Annotated in this window: 21 protein-coding genes; 10 read left to right on the plus strand and 11 right to left on the minus strand. The window is 63.2% G+C overall.

Annotation, left to right across the window (positions count from 1 at the left end):
• Window positions 1–12 precede the first annotated feature (12 nt).
• The 3 genes from EOB36_RS00170 to EOB36_RS00180 form a co-directional block, all read right to left on the minus strand.
• The gene (locus tag EOB36_RS00170; protein WP_127292974.1) at window positions 13–1,128 is read right to left on the minus strand and encodes an ABC transporter substrate-binding protein; all 1,116 of its coding nucleotides are present in this window, start codon (window positions 1,126–1,128) and stop codon (window positions 13–15) included.
• 75 nt (window positions 1,129–1,203) lie between these two features.
• Entirely contained in the window at window positions 1,204–2,298 is a 1,095-nt protein-coding gene (locus EOB36_RS00175; RefSeq protein ID WP_126105583.1) for an ABC transporter ATP-binding protein, read from the minus strand.
• 264 nt (window positions 2,299–2,562) lie between these two features.
• Window positions 2,563–3,450, minus strand: a complete 888-nt coding sequence (locus tag EOB36_RS00180; RefSeq protein ID WP_128284002.1) for a LysR substrate-binding domain-containing protein — start codon at window positions 3,448–3,450, stop codon at window positions 2,563–2,565.
• Window positions 3,451–3,525: 75 nt separating this feature from the next.
• Between EOB36_RS00180 and EOB36_RS00185 the strand changes: the two genes are divergently transcribed.
• Both EOB36_RS00185 and EOB36_RS00190 read left to right on the plus strand, forming a co-directional pair.
• On the plus strand, window positions 3,526–5,121 hold the full coding sequence (locus tag EOB36_RS00185; protein WP_164897414.1) for an amidohydrolase: 1,596 nt from the start codon (window positions 3,526–3,528) through the stop codon (window positions 5,119–5,121).
• Window positions 5,122–5,143: 22 nt separating this feature from the next.
• Window positions 5,144–6,076 carry a dimethylarginine dimethylaminohydrolase family protein gene (locus EOB36_RS00190; RefSeq protein ID WP_128242212.1) on the plus strand — a complete coding sequence of 311 codons (933 nt, stop codon included), beginning with the start codon at window positions 5,144–5,146 and terminating at the stop codon, window positions 6,074–6,076.
• 46 nt (window positions 6,077–6,122) lie between these two features.
• On the opposite strand, the gene EOB36_RS00195 is transcribed toward EOB36_RS00190, so the two are convergent.
• The gene (locus EOB36_RS00195; protein ID WP_128284004.1) at window positions 6,123–7,130 is read right to left on the minus strand and encodes an ornithine cyclodeaminase family protein; all 1,008 of its coding nucleotides are present in this window, start codon (window positions 7,128–7,130) and stop codon (window positions 6,123–6,125) included.
• Between the two features lie 158 nt (window positions 7,131–7,288).
• On the opposite strand from EOB36_RS00195, the gene EOB36_RS00200 reads away from it, so the two are divergent.
• Window positions 7,289–7,750 carry an Lrp/AsnC ligand binding domain-containing protein gene (locus EOB36_RS00200; protein WP_095489198.1) on the plus strand — a complete coding sequence of 154 codons (462 nt, stop codon included), beginning with the start codon at window positions 7,289–7,291 and terminating at the stop codon, window positions 7,748–7,750.
• Between the two features lie 105 nt (window positions 7,751–7,855).
• Here the strand turns inward: EOB36_RS00200 and EOB36_RS00205 are convergent, their stop codons facing one another.
• Both EOB36_RS00205 and EOB36_RS00210 read right to left on the minus strand, forming a co-directional pair.
• Window positions 7,856–8,239: an SgcJ/EcaC family oxidoreductase gene (locus EOB36_RS00205; protein ID WP_128284005.1), complete on the minus strand. Its 384-nt coding sequence runs from the start codon at window positions 8,237–8,239 to the stop codon at window positions 7,856–7,858.
• 142 nt (window positions 8,240–8,381) lie between these two features.
• Window positions 8,382–9,131, minus strand: coding sequence for a glucose 1-dehydrogenase (locus EOB36_RS00210; protein WP_128284006.1), 750 nt, complete (start codon window positions 9,129–9,131; stop codon window positions 8,382–8,384).
• Window positions 9,132–9,228: 97 nt separating this feature from the next.
• Here EOB36_RS00210 and EOB36_RS00215 point away from each other — a divergent pair, with 97 nt between their 5' ends.
• Window positions 9,229–10,122, plus strand: a complete 894-nt coding sequence (locus EOB36_RS00215) for a LysR family transcriptional regulator (RefSeq protein ID WP_128284007.1) — start codon at window positions 9,229–9,231, stop codon at window positions 10,120–10,122.
• A 131-nt stretch (window positions 10,123–10,253) separates the two neighbouring features.
• Here EOB36_RS00215 and EOB36_RS00220 read toward each other — a convergent pair whose 3' ends face one another.
• A complete protein-coding gene (locus EOB36_RS00220; protein WP_128284008.1) occupies window positions 10,254–10,676 on the minus strand; it encodes a VOC family protein in 423 nt (140 codons plus the stop codon).
• Window positions 10,677–10,888: 212 nt separating this feature from the next.
• On the opposite strand from EOB36_RS00220, the gene EOB36_RS00225 reads away from it, so the two are divergent.
• The 5 genes from EOB36_RS00225 to EOB36_RS00245 all read left to right on the plus strand — a co-directional run bounded on the left by EOB36_RS00225 (window position 10,889) and on the right by EOB36_RS00245 (window position 17,861).
• The gene (locus EOB36_RS00225; protein ID WP_128284009.1) at window positions 10,889–12,091 is read left to right on the plus strand and encodes an MFS transporter; all 1,203 of its coding nucleotides are present in this window, start codon (window positions 10,889–10,891) and stop codon (window positions 12,089–12,091) included.
• A gap of 626 nt (window positions 12,092–12,717) precedes the next feature.
• Window positions 12,718–13,914: an acyltransferase gene (locus tag EOB36_RS00230; RefSeq protein WP_128284010.1), complete on the plus strand. Its 1,197-nt coding sequence runs from the start codon at window positions 12,718–12,720 to the stop codon at window positions 13,912–13,914.
• A 2-nt stretch (window positions 13,915–13,916) separates the two neighbouring features.
• Window positions 13,917–15,020, plus strand: a complete 1,104-nt coding sequence (locus EOB36_RS00235) for a glycosyltransferase (protein WP_128284011.1) — start codon at window positions 13,917–13,919, stop codon at window positions 15,018–15,020.
• Window positions 15,021–15,066: 46 nt separating this feature from the next.
• Window positions 15,067–16,077 carry a glycosyltransferase gene (locus EOB36_RS00240; protein ID WP_245467537.1) on the plus strand — a complete coding sequence of 337 codons (1,011 nt, stop codon included), beginning with the start codon at window positions 15,067–15,069 and terminating at the stop codon, window positions 16,075–16,077.
• On the plus strand, window positions 16,074–17,861 hold the full coding sequence (locus EOB36_RS00245) for an ABC transporter ATP-binding protein (protein WP_164897415.1): 1,788 nt from the start codon (window positions 16,074–16,076) through the stop codon (window positions 17,859–17,861). Before EOB36_RS00240 ends, EOB36_RS00245 begins: the two co-directional genes overlap by 4 nt.
• A gap of 84 nt (window positions 17,862–17,945) precedes the next feature.
• On the opposite strand, the gene EOB36_RS00250 is transcribed toward EOB36_RS00245, so the two are convergent.
• The 3 genes from EOB36_RS00250 to EOB36_RS00260 form a co-directional block, all read right to left on the minus strand.
• Window positions 17,946–18,599 (minus strand): hypothetical protein, encoded by a 654-nt coding sequence (locus EOB36_RS00250; RefSeq protein ID WP_095489208.1) that lies wholly within the window; start codon window positions 18,597–18,599, stop codon window positions 17,946–17,948.
• A 206-nt stretch (window positions 18,600–18,805) separates the two neighbouring features.
• Window positions 18,806–19,219 (minus strand): GFA family protein, encoded by a 414-nt coding sequence (locus EOB36_RS00255; RefSeq protein WP_128284014.1) that lies wholly within the window; start codon window positions 19,217–19,219, stop codon window positions 18,806–18,808.
• Window positions 19,212–20,177, minus strand: coding sequence for an NAD(P)-dependent oxidoreductase (locus EOB36_RS00260; RefSeq protein WP_281035464.1), 966 nt, complete (start codon window positions 20,175–20,177; stop codon window positions 19,212–19,214). Before EOB36_RS00260 ends, EOB36_RS00255 begins: the two co-directional genes overlap by 8 nt.
• Window positions 20,178–20,271: 94 nt before the next feature.
• On the opposite strand from EOB36_RS00260, the gene EOB36_RS00265 reads away from it, so the two are divergent.
• Window positions 20,272–20,610 carry a helix-turn-helix domain-containing protein gene (locus tag EOB36_RS00265; RefSeq protein ID WP_065008584.1) on the plus strand — a complete coding sequence of 113 codons (339 nt, stop codon included), beginning with the start codon at window positions 20,272–20,274 and terminating at the stop codon, window positions 20,608–20,610.
• Window positions 20,611–20,668: 58 nt separating this feature from the next.
• On the opposite strand, the gene EOB36_RS00270 is transcribed toward EOB36_RS00265, so the two are convergent.
• Entirely contained in the window at window positions 20,669–21,562 is an 894-nt protein-coding gene (locus EOB36_RS00270; protein ID WP_127203966.1) for a LysR family transcriptional regulator, read from the minus strand.
• Between the last annotated feature and the right edge of the window lie 47 nt (window positions 21,563–21,609).

Genomic DNA, 21,609 nt, shown 5'->3' on the forward strand with positions numbered 1-21,609 from the left:
TCCCCAGGCCTATCAGGCGGAGATGATCTTCGTGTACTCGTCGAGCGCGGCCCCGTAGTTCTTGGCGTACCACTCCATGTCGAGCGCGATCTGCTTTTTCATGTTTTCGGGGTCGACCGGGTTGATACGCTTCTTGTCGGCGGGGATCAGCGCGTCGGTCGCCGGATTGGCCGGACCCTGGCCGAGCTTGTCGAACATAATGAGCTGCTTTTCCGGATCCTGGGCGCTGGCGATGAACTTCATCGCCGCGTCCTTGCCGCCGGGATTGCCCTTGAGCACTGCGAGCGCGCCGGGCGAGATCAGGCCCTGGTCCCAGATGAACTTGATCTTGCCGCCGGAATCCTGCTCGATCAGCGAGGCCCGGGTCGACCAGACGATCGCCATCGAGGCCTCGCCGTCGAGCAGCACGCTCTGGCTTTCGGCGCCGCCGCCCCAATAGGCGACGACATTCTCCTTGAAGGCGGCGATCTTGTCATGCGCGCGCTTGAGATCGAGCGGGTAGAGCGAGGCCGGTGCGATGCCGTCGGCCAAAAGAGCGGCTTCCCAGCTCGACACGCCCCATTTGTAGAGCGAGCGCTTGCCGGGGAATTTCGCCACGTCGAAGAAATCGGCCATGCCGGTCGGCGCCTGGCTGCCGAATTTCTCGGAATCGTAGGCGATGACATAGGAGAAGAAATAGGTCGAGGCGGCGTGCTCCCAGCCGAAGCCCTCGCGCATCTTCTTCTTGTCGACGATCGAATAGTCGATCGGCTCGAGCATGCCCTGCGCACCGAGCGTGATGGCCGAGAACGGATCGACGTCGACCAGGTCCCAGGTCGGAGCGCCGCTCTTGAACTGCGCGGCGATAGCGCCTTCGGTCGGGCCGGAGCCGTCCATCTTGACGGTGATGCCGGTCTCCTTGGTGAAAGCCTGGCCATAGGCCGCATCATAGGCGGTGATGGCGTCGCCGCCCCAGTTGACCAGCACCAGTTGCTTGGCTTGCGCGAAGGCACCGGTCGAGCGCAGCAGCATCGGCGTGCCGGCCAGCACGAGTGCAGCCAGCTGCGTGAACTGCCGACGCGAGATTTCGCCGCGCGCCGCCCTGGCGGACAGCGTCTCGATGGAATGTTTCTTGGTTTCATTTGTCATGTCAGTTCCCCTTTTTTTGTCGTTGATATTTCCCGAAAGTAGGCTTGGCGAATTTCAGCTTCGTCACGCCGATCGTCATTGTCCTCCGTCCGGAAGGAGGAAACCCTTTTCCGCCGGCCATGTCAGCCACACGGAATTGCCCTTGCTGAGCGCCGAGGCGGCAACCTCGTTCGGCACGGAGACCGTCACCTTGGCGCCCTGGCGTGTCGTCAGATCGAGCCGCGTCGCAGCGCCAAGATAGGTCGAGGCGACCGCGGTGGCGGCGATGCCGTTCTCGCCCGCTGCCGCTTCGGGCGCGATTGACATGTATTCTGGCCGGATCGCCAGGATGGCGTTGCTGCCGACCGCGTTGGCATTGCCGCGCAGGTTGATGGTGCGGTCTTCGCACAGGCCGGTGGCGCCATTGTCGGCGTTGCGCACGCCCTTCAGCGGCAGCATGTTGATCTCGCCGAGGAACTCGGCGACGAAACGGTTGGCCGGCCGGTCGTAGACCTCGTCCGGCGCGCCGACCTGCAGCAATTTGCCGTGGTTGAAGATGGCGACGCGCGACGACAGCGCCAGCGCCTCGCTCTGGTCGTGGGTGACGAAGACGAAGGTGGTGCCCGTCTCCTGGTGCAGCCGCTTCATCTCGGCCTGCATCTGGCCGCGCAGGCCCTTGTCGAGCGCTGAGAACGGCTCGTCGAGCAAAAGCACGCCCGGCTCGAATACCAGGGCGCGTGCCAGCGCCACGCGCTGCTGCTGACCGCCGGACAATTGCGACGGCAGTTTCTTCTCGTGGCCCTTCAGCCCGACGCGCTCGATCATCTCACTGACGCGTCGCTTGATCTCGGCCGACGATTTCTTGCGCACCTTGAGCGGGAAGGCGATGTTGGCCTCGACACTCATATGTGGGAACAGCGCGTAGCCCTGGAACACCATGCCGGCGGCGCGCTGCTCGGCCGGTCGCTCGGTGATGTCGACGCCGTCGCTGTAAAGGCGGCCGTCGGTGGGCTGAATGAAGCCGGCAAGGATCATCAGGAAGGTGGTCTTGCCCGAGCCTGACGGACCGAGCAGGGTCAGGAACTCACCGCGGCCGATATCGAGCGTCAGATCGTCCAGCGCACGGAATGAGCCGAAGCTCTTGCCGATCCCGATTGCCTTGATCTCTGCGGCCCGGCCGGGTTGCTGCATCCTGCCTTTGTCCTCAATGCTGATTGAAATCGTAGGCAGGGCGGCGGCTTACCGCAACCGAATAGTTTTCGCCTGACCGGCAAATTTGATTCATCTATGCAGCTAATCTCCCCCCTCGAGGGGGAGATGTCGCCGAAGGCGACAGAGGGGGTCGCTGCGCGTGGAGTGGCGACTTCCTCTTTCTTTGAAAGCAGATCGGGCCGAGCCCAGTCGGACCAACCCCCTCTGGCCGCTTCGCGGCCATCTCCCCCTCAAGGGGGGAGATTAACGCTGGTTCTCCGACAGCTTCGACCGCAACCATCCACTAAAAACATTCAGCACCGGATGCCCGGCCTTCGCATGCTCTGACACGAGAAAATACGACCGCGGTGATTTGATCGCGATGTCGAATGGGCGCACCAGCCGGCCTTCGCTCAGCGCCCGGCGGCTGGTCAGCTCGTCGCCCATGGCGATGCCCTGGCCGGCGATCGCCGCCGAGAAAACCAGGTTCATGTCGGAAAAGAAGATGCCGCCCTCGATGTCGGGATTCTCGACCTTCGACAGCGCCAGCCAACGCGCCCAGTCCTCGGTGTCGCCGAGATGCAGGAGATTGGCGCGCAGCACGTCGGCGGGCTTGGAAAAGCCGCCGATCTTGTTGAGCAGCGTCGGACTGCACAGCGGCGTGAATGAGATCTCGCACAACAGCTCGACCGCGCGGTTCGGCCAGTTGCCGACGCCGAAGGCGATGAAGGCATCGGCCTCGGCATTGCTGACATCGTCCAGCCGCCGCGGCGTCAGGATGCGCAGGGCGACATCGGGGTACATCTGCCGGAATTCGCCAATGTGAGTACACAGGAATAGCGAGGCGAAGCCCGGGGTGCAGCTGACGCTGAACGAGCCGCCGACGCCGGTGCCGGCATGGCGGCTCACGGCGTCGCCCAGCACCGTCAGCGCCTTGCGCACGTCGCTGGCATAGCGCTGGCCGCGCGGGGTGAGCGCCACGCCCTTGCCGATGCGCTCGAGCAGATCGAAGCCGAGATCGCGTTCGAGTAGGCGCAGCTGATGGCTGACGGCGCTGCGGGTCAGATGCAGTTCGTCAGCGGCGCGCCAGACGCTGCCGTGGCGGGCAAAACTGTCGAGGGCGCGCAGCGCCTGCGTCGAGGGAATTCTCAAGAGGTGAACCGAATTTGCATGAGCCGGAAAAACATATCACTTTTTGGCGAGGCGCTTCACTGCTTTCTTTCAGTCATGGAGGAACCGGTGACCACCTCAGCCCAAGCGACCGCGCTTGCCTGTCTGGACGACATCCAGCCGTCGCTTTCGGCGTGGACGCGGACCATCTTCGACCTCGGCGAGACCGCCTGGCGCGAATACCAGTCGGCCGCCTGGTATGTCGAGCAGTTGAAGTACGAAGGCTTTTCCGTCGAGGAAGGCTCCGGCGGCATGCCCACCGCCTTCTGCGCCCACTGGACCAATGGCGCCGGGCCGACCATCGGCATGTACGCCGAATACGACGCTGTGCCGGGCAATTGCCAGGACGCGGCGACCGTCAAGCGACCGCGCGCGGGCCTCGGCGCTGAGGCCGGCGGCCACACCGATCCGCATTCCGGGCTCGGTATCGCCAGCCTCGGCGGGCTTTTGGCGACCAAGGCGGCGATGCAGCGGCACGGCATATCAGGCACGCTGCGCTTCACCGGCGAGCCGGCGGAGAAAGTGCGGGGGTCGAAGCCGATCCATGCGGCAAAGGGCTACTACGATGGCCTCGCCGGCATGATCTCCTTCCATCCCTTCTACATGCTGCCGCTCTGCAACACGGCGCGCTGGGACACGCATTGCGGCGCGGCCTATGCGATGATCTACCGCTTTGTGTGCGACGAACCCGAAAATTGGGTTCGCGTAAGCGATGGCGCGCCGATCCCGCAGGCGCATTCGGCGGTGCGGGCGCCCGGCGCCAACGACGCGCTCATGATGATGTACATGGCCTCCAAGGCGCTGCGCGATTCCATGCTGCCGCATCAGGGCGGCTGGTCGATCAGCGAGGCGATCCTGACGGCAGGACAGGCGACCGCTGACAATCTGCCGGCAGGGCTGGCCGAGATCCAGTACATGATCCGCGTGCCGACCTTGGCGATGGCTGAGCAGGTGACCGCCGTGCTCGACCGCAATGCGGAAGCCGCCGCTAAGATGAGCGGCTGCCGCCATGAGCGGCACTGGGTGTCGAAATCGCGGCCGGGCCTCGCCAATCACGCGATGTCAGGCATCGCCTATGAGGCGCTGTCGACGGTCGGGCCGCCGCGCTGGGACGAGACGGCCAAGGCCGTCGCCCGCGAAATCCAAGTCAATGCCGGCGGCGCGGCGACCGACGAGCCGTTCATCGCCGAGCTGGAGCAGCTGATTGCGCCGCAGGATGCAGAAGCGATCCTGCGCCGCGACCTGCCGCCGTCGCAACTCAACTCGACCTCCGATGATTACACCGACATGTCATGGCACACGCCGACGGCGCGGTTCTACGTCGCCCGCCCGGCGCTGCGTGCGCAGAATGGCCACGCCTATCCGTCCTGGGCGATGAACGCGCTGGGCGGCATTTCTGCGACGATCGATCCGATGGTCACTTGTGCCGCGAAGACGATCGCGCTGGCAGCACTTCGCCTGCTCGAAGACAAGGCCGCCCGCGATGCGGCGATGGACGAATTCGTCGCCCGCACCGGTGGCGGCATCGGCGGCAGCAAATGGCTGGCGCCGCTCTGCGACTATGAGCCGCCGATCCATTTCCGCTGGCCGGAATATGTCACCACCCCGCGCGGACGGGACTGGTGGATACCAAGCAACCCGCAAGCCGCGTGATCACCCAAGCCAGGAGAACTCCATGACCGTTCATGACCGCATCGTAGCAGAACCGTTTTCGTTGCAGCGCCGCAACCCGGCCGGCGGCACCAAGCCGCTGACCGGTTGGGGCTTCGCCAACGAGACCGATGTGCTGACCGACGTGCTGCTCGGCTCGCCGAATTTCCTGCGCCACCTCTCGACCAGCTCGCTGTCGCGCAAGCATCTGCGCGAGGCGCCGTGCAACGTCCAGATCGCGCAGGCGCAGCACAAGGACCTGGTCGCCGCCTACGAGCATTTCGGCGTCAACATCCACTGGCACGAGCCGACGCCGGAATTGCCGATGCAGGTCTATTCGCGCGATTCCAGTGTCATGACGCCGTATGGCGTCATCATCACCGCGATGGCCAACTGGTGGCGGCGCGGCGAGAATTACGCGGCGATCCGCACGTATGAGAAGCTCGGCATTCCGATCTACGACATGGTCACGGCGGGCACGTTCGAGGGCGGCGACTTCAACGTCATCGAGGACGGCGTGGTGCTGATCGGCTGCGGCGGCGCCCGCACGCAGGAGGAGGGCGCGCGCCAGGTCCAGGCCTGGTTCGACAAGGAGGGCTGGGAGACCCGCATCGCCTTCATCGACGAATATTATGTCCATATCGATCTGATGGTGGTGCCGATCGCCGAAAAGCTGACCGCCGTCTGCCTCGCCTGCACGGAGCCGGGCATCGTCGACTGGCTGAAGGGCAAGGGCCACGAGATCATCGACGTGCCGTTCCAGGATACGATGGCGCTCGGCTGCAACTTCATGTCGCTGGGCAAGGACAGGGTGATCGCGCCGACGTCCAGCCAGACGCTGATCGGCCAGCTCAAGGCGCGCGGCTTCGAGGTGGCGGCGGTCGACATGAGCGAGATCTCGAAGACCGGCGGCGGCATCCACTGCATGGCGCAGGCGCTGAAGCGCGGGCCGGCCTGAGCGCCATTGTCAGCAACGTCGATCCCGCCTGGCTCGCGGCACGCGCCTACAGCACGATGAGCTTTCCCTTGCGCAGACGCCTGGCGCAACGATAGGCGAGGTCGGCGGCGACCATGTCTTCCATGGCAATGCCCATCGCCTTGTAGGTGGTGATCTGTTGATCCGAAACGCGGCCCGGCGCGCGGTCGAGCAGCATGGCTCCAAGCTCGGTGCCGAAATCCGGGTCGAAGTCGGCAAGCTCGCAAGAGCCGACCGGGGTCGGTTTGAATGCATCCTTGGTCTCGACAAAAAGACTGGATTTGCCGATGAGCTCGATCGGCATTTCACCGCCGGGCGGCGCCACCCCGACCGACGAGACATGCGTGCCCGGCTGGACCCAGCCTGCGTCGATCACCGGCTCGTAGGAGTGGGTCGCGAGGCACACCACGTCGGAACTGCGCACTGCCGCCTCGATGTCGGCGACCGCCACCACCGACGGATGCAGCCGGGCAAGCGCTGCCGCATCGTCGAAGCTCTTTGAAGCGACACGGATTTCGGCAAAGTCGCGCACCAGCGGCAACAGATGCAGGTGCTGGTTGGCCTGCACGCCGGCGCCGACCACGGTCGCAATCCTGGCGTCCCGGCGGGCAAGCGCGCGCACCGACAGCACGGCGGAGCCGGAGGTTCGCACCGCTGTTATGAAGGTGCCGTCCATGATGCAGACCGGCAGGCCGGACAGCGGATCGAACAGGCTGATGGTGGCGAGGTGGCTGGGCAAGTTCTTCGCCAAATTGCCTTCGAAGACATTGACGATCTTGACGGTCAGGTTCATGCCCTCCATCCAGGCCGGCATGGCGAGGCTGTAGCCGGCCCCGGGGATGTCGAGTTGTGGTCGGGGTGGATTGACGACCTTGCCTTGTGACAGCGCCTTGAAGCCGTCTTCCAGAACATCGAGAAGCTGGCTGAGGTCGATGCACGCCATCACGTCGGCTTCGCTCAGCACCAGGATCTCGGTCGCTCCCTTGCTGATTTCCGCCGCACTCTTGCCGGTTGGGCTGAACGCTTCCTTGGTCATCCTGCACTCCTGTGTTCGTCGAATTGGCTCACCACGTTCGCTTTGAGTGGGTGAGGGAAGCGCAGGCTATTGCGGGGTTTTAGGTGATGAAATACGTTGATTTTGACATCTCTGCGTGAAATTAGCATATAAATCCCTGAGATAGCGTGGATTGTGAGATGGGCGATCTCGACCAGATAGACCGCAGCCTGCTCCGGCTGCTGCAGGAGGACGGGCGCCGGACGACGCTTGATCTTGCCGGGCGTGTCGGGCTTTCGCCGACCGGAACCAGCCAGCGGGTGAAGCGGCTGTTCCGCGACGGGTTCATCACCGCGGTCAGGGCCGTGCTCGATCCGCGCAAGGTCGGCCGGGGAACGCTGGTGTTCATCGAGGTCCGGCTTGACCACACGGCGCCGCATGTCTTTGACCGTTTCGCCGAAGCCGTGGCGAAAGCTCCGGAGGTTCTGGAGTGCCATATGGTGGTTGGCGGTTTCGATTATCTGGTGAAGGCGCGGATCGCCGATATGGCGGTGTTCCAGGATTTCCTGCAGCGGGTCATCCTGCCACTGCCCGGCGTGCGCGAAACGCACACTTTCGCCTCCATCGCCGATGTCAAGCCGAACGCCCTGTTGCCGGTGTGATCAGGTGGAGGAGGGGAACGCTGTTCAGGGCGAGCTGCATCGCTTCTTTGCCATCTTATCGCTCCCCTGGCGCACCTTCCGGTGCAGAGATGCCGGAGACCGGCTCTAGTCTTGCGCGGTCAGCAGGTTCGCATCGCGGGCCAGCCGCCATGCACCATCCGCCTCCTTGCGCAGGAGCGTCAGCGCATATCCCGATCGATGGACCGGCTCGCCATTCGGCGGGGTCGCGGTCATGTCGATGCGGCTGCGGATGAAGGCCCAGTCGCCGAGAAGCTGTAGTTCCACGATATCGCTCGTGCCGTCGATGTGAACGCCGGCCATCTCCTGCGCGGCCGCTGCGAAGATCTCCTTGTCGAAAGGCTCCCGGCCGGGAACCATGAAGATCGCGTCGTCCGTCATCAGGCTGAGGACGGTTGCGGTGTCTCCACGCTTGCTCGCATCCATCCACGTCTCGACCAGCTTTCGGATTGCTCTTTCGTCGTCCGTCATCTTCCTGGTTCCTCGCCGTCATCGGTACCGAACGGCGCTCCTCCCTCGTCGCAACATAGGGCACAGATCGCCCCCGTCATCGATTGCCGGTGATCAATGTCGCTGCTTGGGTCCGTGAAACGGCGCAGTCCGCGCTCGATGCCTACCGCCAGCCCCCCGAGGCGGTGATGCGCTCGCCGGTCAGCCAGGACGCGTCGTCTGAGGCGAGGAACACCGCGATTCGGGCGATGTCGTCGGGCTGGCCGAAGCGGCCGAGCGGGGTCATGGCGATGACCTGCTTCTCGAACTCGCTGCCGACGATGCCGATCCGCTGCAGGCCTTCGGTGTCGACGCCGCCGGGCGCGATGGCGTTGACGCGGATGTTGCGGGCGCCCAGTTCTCGCGACATCGACAGCGTGATCGAATCCACCGCGCCCTTGGTGGCGGCGTAGACCAGCGAGTTCGGCTGCGGGTTGAGGCTGGCGACCGAGCTTATGTTGATGACGCTGCCGCCTCCGGCGCCGAAATGGTTCACCGCTTCCCGGATGGTCAGGATGGTGCCCAGCACATTGGTGTCGAACTCACGGTGGAATTCGGCCTCGGTCACCGCTTCCAGCGGCTCGAATGCGAAGACGCCGGCGTTGTTGACCAGGATGTCCACCGCGCCGAACGACGATTTGGCGGCCTCGAACAGGCGGCGCACGTCGGCCGCTTGCGACACGTCACCGTGGACGGCAATGGCTCGGCCGCCTGCGGCCTTGATCGCGGCAACGACGCGGTCCGCACCTTCCGGCGACGAAGCATAGTTGACGACCACGGCGGCACCGGCCGCCGCAAGACCCTTGGCGATGCCGGCGCCGATACCCTTGGAGGCGCCGGTGACGATGGCCACCTTGCCGTTCAGCTTGCTCATCAAATCTCTCCTTCGTTGACGATGAGCGGTATTTAATAGTGATGGGATAGCGTATTAGGATCGCCTCGATCGGTTCTTTCGTGCCTGGAATTCTTGAATGACCACCATCCTCGAAAAGACCGCCGGTCTCGTCGCCTTCGTGCGCACGGTCGACGCCGGCTCGTTCCATGCGGCCAGCCGGTTGGTCGGCTCCAGCCCGTCGGCGGTGTCGAAGAGCGTAGCGCGGCTCGAGCGGCGGCTGGGCGTCAGGCTGATCCAGCGCTCGACGCGCCGGCTTGGGCTGACCAGCGAAAGCCTCGCCTATTACGAGCGGGTCGCGCCTTTGCTGAGAGCGCTCGATGATGCCGAGGACATAGTCCAGATGGCCGATACGGCGCGCGGCCTGCTGCGCGTCACGGCATCCGTCGAACTCGGGCGCGGCCTGATCGCCGCATGGGCGCAAGCGTTCCTGGCTCAGCACAGCGAGGTGAAGCTCGAGCTCAGCGTCACCGACCGCCACGCCGACCTGATCCGCGAAGGCTATGACGTCGCGGTGCGCATGGGGGCGCTGTCGGACACCGGGCTCGTCTCGCGCAAGATCGCCAATCTGCCGATCATGCTGGTGGCGTCGCCGGCCTATGTCGAACGGCACGGCCGGCCGGCCTCGATCGAGGATTTGCAGAGCCACGACTTCGTCCGCTACCAGATGGCCGGCCGTCCCTATCCCGTTATCCTGGCCGACGGCATGGTGATCGTGCCGAACGGGCGGCTCGATACCGATGACGGCGGTGCCATCCGGCAAGCGGCGCTTGCTGGAGCCGGTATCGCGCATCTGATGCAGTTTGCCGTGCAGGACGATCTCGACACCGGCCGTCTGGTCCGCATCCTGCCCGAGGTGGCGATGCCGACCATGCCGGTGCACATCGTCCATGCGTACGGGCGACAGCTACCGGTCCGCGCCCGGCTGTTCGTCGACTTCCTGGCGAGCCAGATGGCGGCGCTGACGCGATAGGGCAGGCGCTCCGTGGCAAAGACAGCGGCGCTTCCTCGATGGCCATGCGGTAGCCTTTGAGCGTCGCTGCGTTGAAGTTTAATATCAAGCCCTGGCGCGGCGCGACGTAACGAGAATCCCTGTCCATCGAGCTAAAACGTAATCTTCACCGAAGCGGCGCTGCGGTTCGCCGGCCCGTGAAAGACGGCCTCGATATTGTTGCCGTCGGGATCGAGCAGGAAGGCGGCATAATAGCCGGGATGGTAGTGCTGCCGCTCGCCCGGTGCGCCATTGTCCGTGCCGCCGCCATCGAGGCCGGCCTTGTAGAAGGCGTCGACCATCGCGCGGTCCTTTGCCTGGAAGGCAAGGTGGTGGCGCCCGGTCAGTTGCCCGTTGGCCGCCCGGCTGTCGATGCTGGAGACGAACAGCTCGTCGGCCCAGAAATAATCCTCGGCGCTGCCGCCGATTGGAATATCGAGCACCTTGAAAACCGCCTCGTAGAAGCGGCGGCTGGCCTTGAGATCCCTGACCACCAGCTGGACGTGGTCGATGAGACGGCCGCGATGAAGTTCCATGCCTGTTAGCTCCTGATCGCCAGGTTGGAAATCTAGCTCAGGACGGTGCACGGTCAATGCAATGGAGCAATTGAGTGGGGCGATTTCCCGACTGGATAAAAAACGCAACCGGATTGTAGGATTCGAAATGTCGCCATCGTCCTTCGGACGCAAGCGGTGTGACGAAGCTCGAAAGAAGTCGTGCCGTGTCCAAACGATCTCGGGAGAAAAACATGAGCCTTTCCTATCGGTGGGTCATTGTCGCGGCAGGTGCTGTGATGACCTGTGTCGCCCTCGGGGCGATGTTCTCGCTGGCGATCTTCCTCGAGCCGATGGCGCTCGACACAGATTGGTCGCGCGCCGGCATATCGAGCGCTATGACGCTGAACTTCCTGGTAATGGGCCTCGGCGGCTTCGCCTGGGGCGCCATTTACGATCGCTACGGCGCCCGCATCGTGGTGATGACAGGTGCGTTGCTGCTCGGGCTGGCGCTGGTGCTGGCCAGCCGCACCGGCTCGCTGCTTGTCTTCCAGATCACCTATGGCGTGCTCGTCGGCCTCGCGGCAAGCGCCTTCTTCGCGCCGATGATCGCGCTGACCGCCGCTTGGTTCGACACCAATCGCAGCTTGGCCGTTTCCCTGGTCTCGGCGGGCATGGGCGTGGCGCCGATGACGATCTCGCCCTTCGCGCAATGGCTGATCACGGCCTATGACTGGCGCACCGCCATGTTCGTCATCGGCGTCGCGGCATGGGCGCTGCTGGTGCCGGCCGCATTGCTGGTGCGCCAGCCGCCCAAGCCTGCCGCCGACGGCGCCGCCGCCGATATTGCCGCCAACGATACCGGCATGTCGGTTCGCCAAGCGTTCCGCTCGCCGCAATTCATCGTTCTGGCACTGACCTTCTTTGCCTGCTGCGCGGCGCATTCCGGGCCAATCTTCCACATGGTGAGCTATGCCATGCAGTGCGGCATAGCGCCGATGGCGGCGGTCAGCATCTACAGCATCGAGGGCCTGGCCGGCTTAGGCGGCAGGCTTCTATACGGCGTGCTTGCCGACCGGCTGGGGGTCAAGCCGGTGCTGATTACCGGTCTGGCGATACAGTCCGTGGTCATCGCAGCCTATCTCGCCGTTAGCGAGCTTGGTCAATTCTACACGCTCGCCATCATCTTCGGCGCCACCTATGGCGGCGTGATGCCGCTCTATGCGGTGCTGGCGCGCGAATATTTCGGCCAGCGCATCCTCGGCACGGTGTTTGGTGCCGTCACCATGCTGTCCAGCATCGGCATGGCCTTCGGCCCGCTCGCCGGCGGCATGGTGTTCGATGCCTATGCCAGCTATTCCTGGCTGTTCATCGGCTCGGCCCTTGTCGGGCTCGGCGCGGTGGCGGTGGCGATCGCCTTCCCGCGGCTGCCGCGCAGGGAGTTGCAACCGGCGTAAGGATTGGCCGAGAGTGGGCGCAGGGGGGTCAAAAGTGGACATAAACTAGGCCGGCTTTTGTCCCCCAACTACGAGACCCGATCGGCAACGATGGGAGCTTTGTGCTCTGTTTAGGTCAGGTCTGTGGGCCCGTTTCCTCTTGATTAGCGATCGATCATGCTGCATTGCAGCGCGCTCGCGCCAATACGAAGTGTGGATAAGTCGGGGATTCGGACGCAAAACTGCCAAAATAGGCAATTTCGGGCGGTTTTCGCGCATTTCGCAGGCGTACCTCACGCGACTATTTCAGTCACGTTAACATTTTGTGTTGCGGCGCAGCATTTTTTTCCTATCGTCGGGCTTGGGGCATTCGATGGCGTGAAGAGACTCTCCTTGGCAATTCTCCCTGGAGGCCCGGTGAAGCGTGGTGTTGAGGCAATCTGCAATCTGGTGGACCCACTGGCGGGGATTGGCGCAGAGCCATTCGATCGCCCCGCCCGAACCTCCGCAAGCCGTGCGAGACGCAGCGCTTCGAGCGAAAACGATCAGCGCCATTGCGCAGGCGCCGCTGTCCGCAGAGTGAGCAGCGGCGAACACGATCGGCGGCAACAATTTCAGCGGAGACATCCAACTGGCGGACGCGGCCGATGAGACGCGACACGCAATTGGACGCGCTAAGGGCCATCGCGGTGACGATGGTGATGTATTCGCATTTCTTTGCGGCGGGAGGGTCTTCCTTCTGGGGCCACATCGGCGTGCGATTGTTCTTCGTGCTGAGCGGGTTTCTGATCACGCGCCTTCTTCTGGACGCGCGCTCGGCCGCTGAATTCGAAACCGCGCCAGCACTCAAATCCTTCTACATCAGGCGAGCGCTGCGCATATTCCCTCCCTACTTTGCCGTGCTGGGTTTCGTTTGGCTGGTCGATCTGGAGCATTCGAGGGGATCGCTGGTCTGGCATGCGCTGTATCTGTCGAATTTCTGGTTCGCGCTGCGCAACGAATGGACGCCTTGGGTCCTCGCCCATCTTTGGAGCCTGAGCATCGAGGAGCAGTTCTATATCGTCTGGCCATTGATCGTCTTGCTGGCGCCGCTCCGGCGTCTTCAATCGATCTGTATCGGCGTTATCCTGCTGTCGTTGTCGTATCGCTTTTACTGGCCGATCGCTGGAAGTCCCGACCTCGCCCGCGACCTGCTTCCGCCGGCATCGATGGACGCGCTGGCGTCAGGTGCGCTGCTTGCAGTCTACCGAACCAGAACCGCCGGCTTGCCGCAGTGGCTGCGACTCGGCTGGCCGGCACTCGCGGCCGCGTTTTTCGTCTTGCAGTGGCTTGCGCCGACGCCGGCAAATCCCGTGCAGGAATGGGGCCGCTGGGTGCTGCTGGAAGTCCTGCCTCTCGCGCCGCTTGTAGTGGTCGTGGCGAGCTGCTCGTCCGGCCTTGGCGGTTATCGGGGGAGGCTTCTCGAACTGCCGCCACTACTGGCGCTTGGCCGCGTCAGCTATGGCGTTTACCTGTACCATCCCATCGTCCTGTCGCTCGCCGTCATGTCCCAGCCTTGGATCCCGCTCAACGTCTCGGAGCAAGGACCGGGGCGATTCCTGGTTGCGGGAACGGCGACCCTCATCGTGGCTTCAGTGTCATGGCTGTTTTTCGAAAAGCCGCTCAACAGCCTCAAGCGCCATTTTCCCTATGTTGCGCCAAGAGCCGGCGCCGTCATCCCGACAGGCGTCAAAACGAACGGTGGCGGGTGGCTCGGGAGGACAGCAGGAGCCCGTTTCAGTGGCCCGCTTGATGGCCGCACATCATCCCTGGCACGCGACCTCCCGCGAACGGATCGGAGCTGACCATGGCCGCTCCCTTGGTGTCCGTTCTGCTGCCGATCTATAATGCCGGACCTTATTTGGCTGCCGCGCTCGGCAGCATCCTGCGGCAGGATTACGATCGCCTGGAGATCATCGCGATCGATGATGGATCGACGGACAACTCCCTGCAGATCCTGCAGAAGTGCCGCCAGACCGACGATCGCATCTCCATCATCTCACGAGAAAACCGCGGCCTCGTCGCAACCTTGAACGAAGGGCTAGGTGTGGCTCGGGGCGATCTGGTCGCCAGGATGGACGCGGACGATATCGCCTATCCCTGGCGCTTGTCACGTCAGGTAGCGCTCTTCAACCAGCGACCCGACCTTGCTCTGTGTGGCGCGGGCGTGGATTTCCTGCTTGGCAACCGCATCGTCAAAGGCCTGCCCGATCCGGCGCTCCAGGAAAATCTCCTTCGGATATTGTCGAGGTTCTTCACGATATTCATGCATCCTACAGTGGTTTATAATAGGAACGTCATAAGGGGCGGCGATCTATATTACGACGGGAGCTACAGGCACGCCGAAGATTTCGATCTCTTCAGACGGCTTACCGACCGTTACCCGGCCGCAATGATCCCCGAAAACCTGATTGCCTATCGTGTCCACGGCGAAAGCGTGACGAACAGGCACAAGGGGGAAATGCGGAGGACACATTTGAAGATCGTGGCCGAGACCCTTGAGCGGGAGGAACTCGCGCAAAACACGCGGGACCTGCGCGACATCGGCGATGCTGTCTCGACGGATACGGTAGGCCGTGCCGCCGAATGGCTTCTGGCACTGGAAGCGAGAATTTCCGGACTGCCGGCGGAAACGAGGCCTAGCTATGAGGCCGGCACGCTGAACCTGTTCTATTTCCTCTACCAACTCATATCAGATGAGATGCAACCGCTGCTGACGCACGAGTTCCTGACGCGGACCGCGAAATGGGACCTCATTCGGCGTCGCGAGCGGTACGCATTGCGTGCCGGCGCTTACGCGCCGCGGTTCAGCCTCGTCTCGATGTCGGCGACCAGGCAGGTCGACGCCTTGTCGCGGTACTTGCAGTCCGTGCCGGCCGCAGCGGTTCTGCCTTCCCTCGGGTCGAGCTAGAATGACAGTCAAATCCCACCAGCTTCTGCAGCACAACCGCGCGACGATGCCTGCGCCCATTTCGGTCGGATCGCAGCATGGACCAGCGCCCGAGGTCAGCTTCATCGTCTGCACACGCAACCGCGTTGCGGTGCTTGAGCCTTGCATCAAGTCGATCCAGGCCGCGTGCCGTGCCCGTCCTGCCTTCGCGGCCGAGCTCGTGGTTGTCGACAACGGCTCGACCGACCGCACGGCAGAGCGCCTGGGCAGCATCGCCAAACTGTCGGACATTCCATTGAAGGCTATTTGCGAGCCACGACCCGGATTGGCTGCGGCCCGCAACGCCGGCCTGGCGCGCGCACGAGGCCGTGTGCTGGTCTTCGTCGATGATGATTGCCAGGTCCATGGTGACTACCTCAGCGATTTGCAGCGACACTATGCGACCGGGGAACGGGTCGTCCGGGGAGGCCGCGTCGAGATCGGCGATGCCAGGGATCTGCCGTTCACGATCAAGCGGTCGCCGGTCCGCGAGCGGCTTACATCGGATGTTCATCCCGGCGGCTTTGTGCTGGGATGCAACATGACGATGCACCGCGATGTTGCGGCCCGTATCGGGCTTTTCGACGAGCGGTTCGGCGCGGGCGGCCCACTGCGTTCCGCGGAGGATACGGATTACCTTGTGCGAGCGGTGCTGCTCGGCATCCCGGTCGAGTATGTGCCTGATATGACGATCTTCCACCATCACGGCCGGCGAGATCGCAAAGCCATCGAAAAACTCCACCGCGACTACAGCATGGGCAATGGCGGGCTGTGCCTGAAACATGTTCGCCGTGCGCCCTGGCTGCTTCGCCATTTCTACTGGGCAGTCAGATCGGCATTCCGGGAACTGGTGAAGGGTCCTGCGTTCGATCGCGAACTCAAGCTGTCGCACTGGCCGATCGTCGCCATGAATATGCTCGGCGCGGCCAAGTTCGCCGTGCTTTTGCTGGCGAGATGGCCGCAGGCGCCGCAAGTGCGGCAGGATCAACAAGCACAGGATCAACAGGCAAATGCCGAGGCGAGGGTGAATACGCCATAATGCGACTGGTTCCGCCGAGCCTGCCGATGCTGCGCCGCGCGCTTGGAAGGAAGCAGTTGCGCCTGCTTCCCGCCGTGGTGCTTCTCGGCCTTGTCGGCGCCGCCCTCGAAGGCTTCGGCATAGGCTTGATCATCCCCCTGCTGGGCATCATCATGGGGCAGGGGGATCAAGCTGGGATGGCCGGCTTTTCCGCCGTGTTCCAGCACGTCGGATCGAGCTTGAGCGAGCGCGACCGGCTGATCGTCATCTCGGCCGCCATCCTCGGCTCGATCGTCCTGAAGAACATCTTCGCCTTCGCAAACACGCTGCTGACGACTTTCATCTATGGCAAAGCCAGCCATTCGATCCGCAGTGCGCTGTCGGAGCAGTTGCTGAGGGTGGGTTACCCATTCTTCCTCCAGCAAAGTCCCGGACGGCTGCTCAACATCATATCCAACGAATCCTGGCGGGCATCGGATGCGATCCAGATCATGCTGGCGGCCATCGTCAGCGCCTCGGCTGCAATCATCCTGCTGGTCTTTCTGCTCCTGCTTTCGTGGCAGATGACACTTTTGGTCACACTGGGATTGGTCCTCGTTCAGATCGCGCACGCCGTGCTGTCAGCCAATTTGAAGGCGCCCAGCCGCAGCGTCGCCTCGCGCAACAGCGATCTCGCATCGCAGATGCTCCACCTCGTGCATGCCGGGCGTCTGATCCGCATTTTCGGGCAGGAGAGCCGCGAGAAGGCGGTATTCGATCGGGCATCGGATGGGGTTCGCCGGGCTGCTTTCGTCCTGCTTACGCGTCAGGGCGCGTTGCCGCCGCTGACCGAGGTTCTCCACGCGATGCTCTTTCTGGCGGTGGTGATCGGCGCCTGGTTCGTGGGCGTGAGTTTCCCGCTGATCGTCGCGTTCGTCATCCTGCTCTACAGGCTGCAGCCGTATATGCGGGCTTTGCAAATGGCCTGGAGCCAGTTGCAGGGCTTGAGCGGATCGCTTGAAGAGGTGGTCTGGATGCTGGATCCATCCGACAAGCCCGAACCTCCGCAAGGCAGCGGACCCTTTCGCGGCTTGGGCCAGGGAATCAAGTTCGATGACGTGACCTTTACCTATTCCGGCAAGGACCGGCGCGCCGTGGTGCTGCATTCGGCGGCTTTCGAAATCCGCAGCGGCCGCTCGACGGCGCTGATCGGCCGGTCAGGCGCGGGCAAGACGACAATCGTCAATCTCCTGTGCCGCTTTGTCGAACCTGATACCGGTAGAATTCTGGTCGATGGATCACCCCTCGACCAGATCGATCCCAGCCAATGGCGAAGGCATATCGCGCTTGCCAGCCAGGACCTGGAACTGGTGGATGGCACCATCTTTGAAAACATAATCTACGGGCAGGACGAGGCGTCGGCCGGCGACGCCGAGCGCGCTGCGAGGCTGGCCGAAGCACATGAATTCATTGAACATTTGCCGCAAGGCTACGAGACGATCGTCGGCTACAGGGGCGTCAATCTTTCAGCGGGACAGCGGCAGCGGATCGCACTGGCGAGAGCTCTGGTGCGCGATCCCGACATCCTCATCCTGGACGAAGCCACCAATGCGGTGGACGGGCTGTCGGAAGCGGCAATCGTCGAAACCTTGAAATCGAGGGCAGGCCGCCGCACGACCATAGTCATCAGCCATCATCACAGCACCATCTCGTTCTGCGACGACGTGGTGATCCTGAGCGGCGGGCGTGTGAAAAAGCAGGCGCCTTTCGCCGCTCTGGCATCGCTCAGCATGGATGAGCTCTATCAGCATGAACCGCTCGACTGACGAGGGCTGCGATTCTGCCTGGCGCGGTCGCGCCTTGCCGCGGGCAGCTGCAACCGGCGTAGGGGCGAGCAGGGCTGAGTGACGTCATTTGCCGGGCACGCCCGGGAAAAGTGTCATCAATTTCTGCTCGGCCGCCGCCCAGGCTCGGGCGTGGTAATGCCGCAGCAGCAGGATGCTTGTAACGAAAGCCAAAATTCCGGAAATAACCCCGAGCGACATTCCCGAGCCGATTACCGATGTTGCCACTATGCCCGTAAAGACGCCTGCGATCGCGCCGCTGATCGTACTCACCATGCCTGCGGTCGTCATGAAATACTGCAGGGGCGACGGGTTGAAGCCCTTGTCGACGAGCACCGCCGAGCGGTCATCATGCGTGGAATGGATGAGGTACTTTTGCATGATTGGCGCGATTTCGACGTAATAGTGCCGGATCCGCGCCATGCCACGAGCGTGCACCATATCCTCGATCGCAACCTGCACGGCGCGCACGAAGGTGACCAGACCGATGAAGAACAGGCAAGGCAGCAGGATCAGGCTGAACAGCACGAAAGGCATACCCATTTCCGTGACTTGCGCGACGAATGACAGAGCGATCGTTACGCTTGAGACCGACGTGAGGAACAGATTGGCGCGCTGGTTCGCTTCTTGAATCGTGGCTGCGCGGGCGGTCTGCAGCACGAAGTGCTCGGTTGTCATGCACTGCAGAACTTGCTGCGTGTTGTTGCTCTCTTTCGTCATTGCGTCCTCCTTGGCCGGCCCAACCACAACGCGACCAAAGGCGACTATGATCGGCCTGCCGGTTTTCCGCAGCCCACCGGGCGAAGCCGAGGGAGAACGTCGAGGAGTGCAAAGTGTTGCAAGGGAGCCTTCGGGTCGCAGTCGTCCGCGGCAGCTATCCGCCCTGCCGCAAGCCAAGTGTCGCGCTGCTCTGGGTGATCCGCTCCTCAAGAGGCGGCTGCTTCGGGCACGCCTTCCAAACAAAGCCATTTATGCTTTCGGGCAGGCCAATGGAGCATGATCGGGGGCGGGAATTCCGGGTCCTCCAGACAGCCGACCGATACCGACAGCGCATCCTTCAGCCCTTCTGCCCGCATGAAAACGACCGACCCGCACGTGGTGCAGAATGTCTGCTCCAACCATTGCCCCGACGAGCCGGTTCTGCGCCAGGATCTGGTCTCGCCTTTCAGGCCGACAAGGGCGGAGTCGGCGTAGATCGCCCGATACGAGAACGCCGTTCCGGTACATCGCTGGCACTCCAGGCAACTGCACGCATAGACGCGTCGCGGCTCTCCGGCGAGGACGAGCTCCACGCCCCGGCACGAGCAGGTCGCGGTTCTTCTCGTCTTGCCGCTATGCATTCGCTGGCTCCCGGCTCCGGCGCGGCGCGCCGTTTCGAAACAAGGGCGCGAGAGATGCGAAATCATCTTCCGTGCGCCCGCGCGAAAGCGCCTGTCGAAAGATCATATCCATGGCGCGCGGCATAGCCGCGTCGAGACCTCGCTCCTCGCATGCCTCAAGCAGGTGCTGGAAGGCGCTGTAGTGGGCACCCAATGAGGCGAGGGTTGCGTCGTCGCCGGCAAAACGGCGCGCATTTGTTCTATCCACCACGTCGAACAGAGCGGCATCGACGACCGGCTTGAATGCGGAAAGATGGCTCCTGAACGTCTCCAGGTCGAGCCCTTCAGCCTCGGCGACAGCCATGCCCTGGAGTGCCCCGAAGAGCCCGCCCCACATCTGGGTGAGCAGAGCGGTATCGAGCGCAGAGGCCTGGCCAGGCAGCTCGCCGACATAGCTCGTGCCGCCGCCGAGCGCGAACAGCAGGGGCTTGTGCTTCTCGTAAACGTCGCGGGAACCCGAATAAAGCAGCGCGGTCTCTGGTTTGCCTATAAAATCCGGAGTGGCCATGATCGCGCCGTCCAGATAGCCGGCATCATGCGCCTCCACCCAGCTCGCTTCTTCCCGTGCCAGACGCGGCGAGCCGGAGGTGAGTTGCACGACGGCTTTGCCGGCCAATGCCGAAGCGATGCCGTCCCGCTTCAGCAAAGCATCGCTGGCGGCATAGTCGAGAACATTGATGATCACGATTTCGGCCGCCTGGATGCCAGCCTCCACCGAGGGGGCGACCTTCGCGCCAAGGGCGCCCAATGGATCGCATTTTGCCGCGGTCCGATTCCAGACCCACGTTGTGTAGCCGCGATCGAGCAGCGTTCGAGCAATGGACGAGCCCATTCGGCCCGCGCCGAGCACGCAGACATTTGATGTCATAATAACTTCTCCGATAGACTGATGGCCCTCTCGACGAGGGTCCGTTTTCATGTTTGGCGCGCTCGATCCGAAGATATAAATTCTTGCTGCGTTGAGAAGTACGCACCTTGAGGTAAGCTATCGCCATCATGACAGGAGCTGCCAAATGAGGCGCAAGGAACCAGACAGTTGCGGTTTTGCTGCCGCGTTGCAGGCCATCGGCGGAAAGTGGAAAACCTCGCTGCTATGGGAACTGCACCTGCGGCCATACCGCTTTGCCGAACTGCGCCGGTTGCTACCTGGCGTCAGCGAGAAGGTGCTCACGCAGCAATTGCGGCAGATGGAAGCCGACGGACTCATCAGCCGGCGCGCCTATGACGAGGTGCCGCCGCGCGTGGAATACTCGATCACGCCGCTCGGCTTTAGCCTGAACGATGCGGTGACTGTCATGTCGGCGTGGGGCAAGCACCACGAGACATGGAAATCCCAGCGTAAAGCGGCCTGACGCGGGCATCGGTGTCGCGTCGGTTTAGTATCAACCGCGCGAGCGGCGGCCTCTCCTTTCAGTCGCGAAAGCGCAGCGCGTCGACGAGCACGGCGAAGGCCGGCGAGTTCTGCCTTCGGCTCGGATAGTAGAGGTGACAGCCCGAGAAGGGCGGGCACCAGTCGGCGAGCACACGGACAAGGCGCCCTTCCGCAATGTGAGCCCGCGCCTGATCCTCGGGCAGGTACGCCAGCCCAAACCCGGCCAGCACCGCGTTCAGCCTGAGCGCAGAGGTGTTGAAGACAAACTGCCCTTCCACCCGCACTTTGAGCTCGCGCCCGTTTTTCTCGAACTCCCAGGCGTAGAGCCCGCCATAGGTCGGCAGCCGCAGATTGATGCAGTCGTGCGCCATCAGATCCTGCGGTGTCTTTGGTGGCTTGCGCCTGGCGAAATAGGACGGCGCGCCGACGACCGCCATGCGCATATCGGGCCCGATGCGCACGGCGATCATGTCCTTTGCCACCTGCTCGCCGAGACGAACGCCGGCGTCGTAGCGCTCCGCGACGATGTCGGTGAGGCCGTAGTCGACGACGATCTCGACCTTGATGTCGGGATAGTCCGGCAGCAGCCTGGCCAGAGCGGGCCAGAGGACCGTGTCGGCCGCATATTCGCCAGCCGTGATGCGGATGGTGCCGGCGGGCTTGTCGCGCAGCTCGCTCAGCGAGGCGAGTTCCGTCTCGATCTCTTCAAACCGCGGACCAACATTTTGCAGCAGGCGTTCGCCCGCTTCCGTCGGAGAGACGCTGCGTGTGGTGCGGGTCAGTAGCCGGAGCCCGAGCCGTTCTTCAAGCCCTCGGATCGTATGGCTGAGCGCAGACTGCGAAACGCCGAGTTGCGCGGCCGCCCTGGTGAAGCTTCGCTCCTTCGCCACAGCCAGGAAGGCAAGAAGGTCGTTGACGTTGCTGCGCGCCATTCATGAATCCACCTCATAACTTAATGCCCAATTCAGGCACCTGATTG

Origin of the sequence: Mesorhizobium sp. M6A.T.Cr.TU.017.01.1.1, from assembly GCF_004023115.1 — a bacterium.
Taxonomy (GTDB): Bacteria; Pseudomonadota; Alphaproteobacteria; order Rhizobiales; family Rhizobiaceae; genus Mesorhizobium; species Mesorhizobium mediterraneum.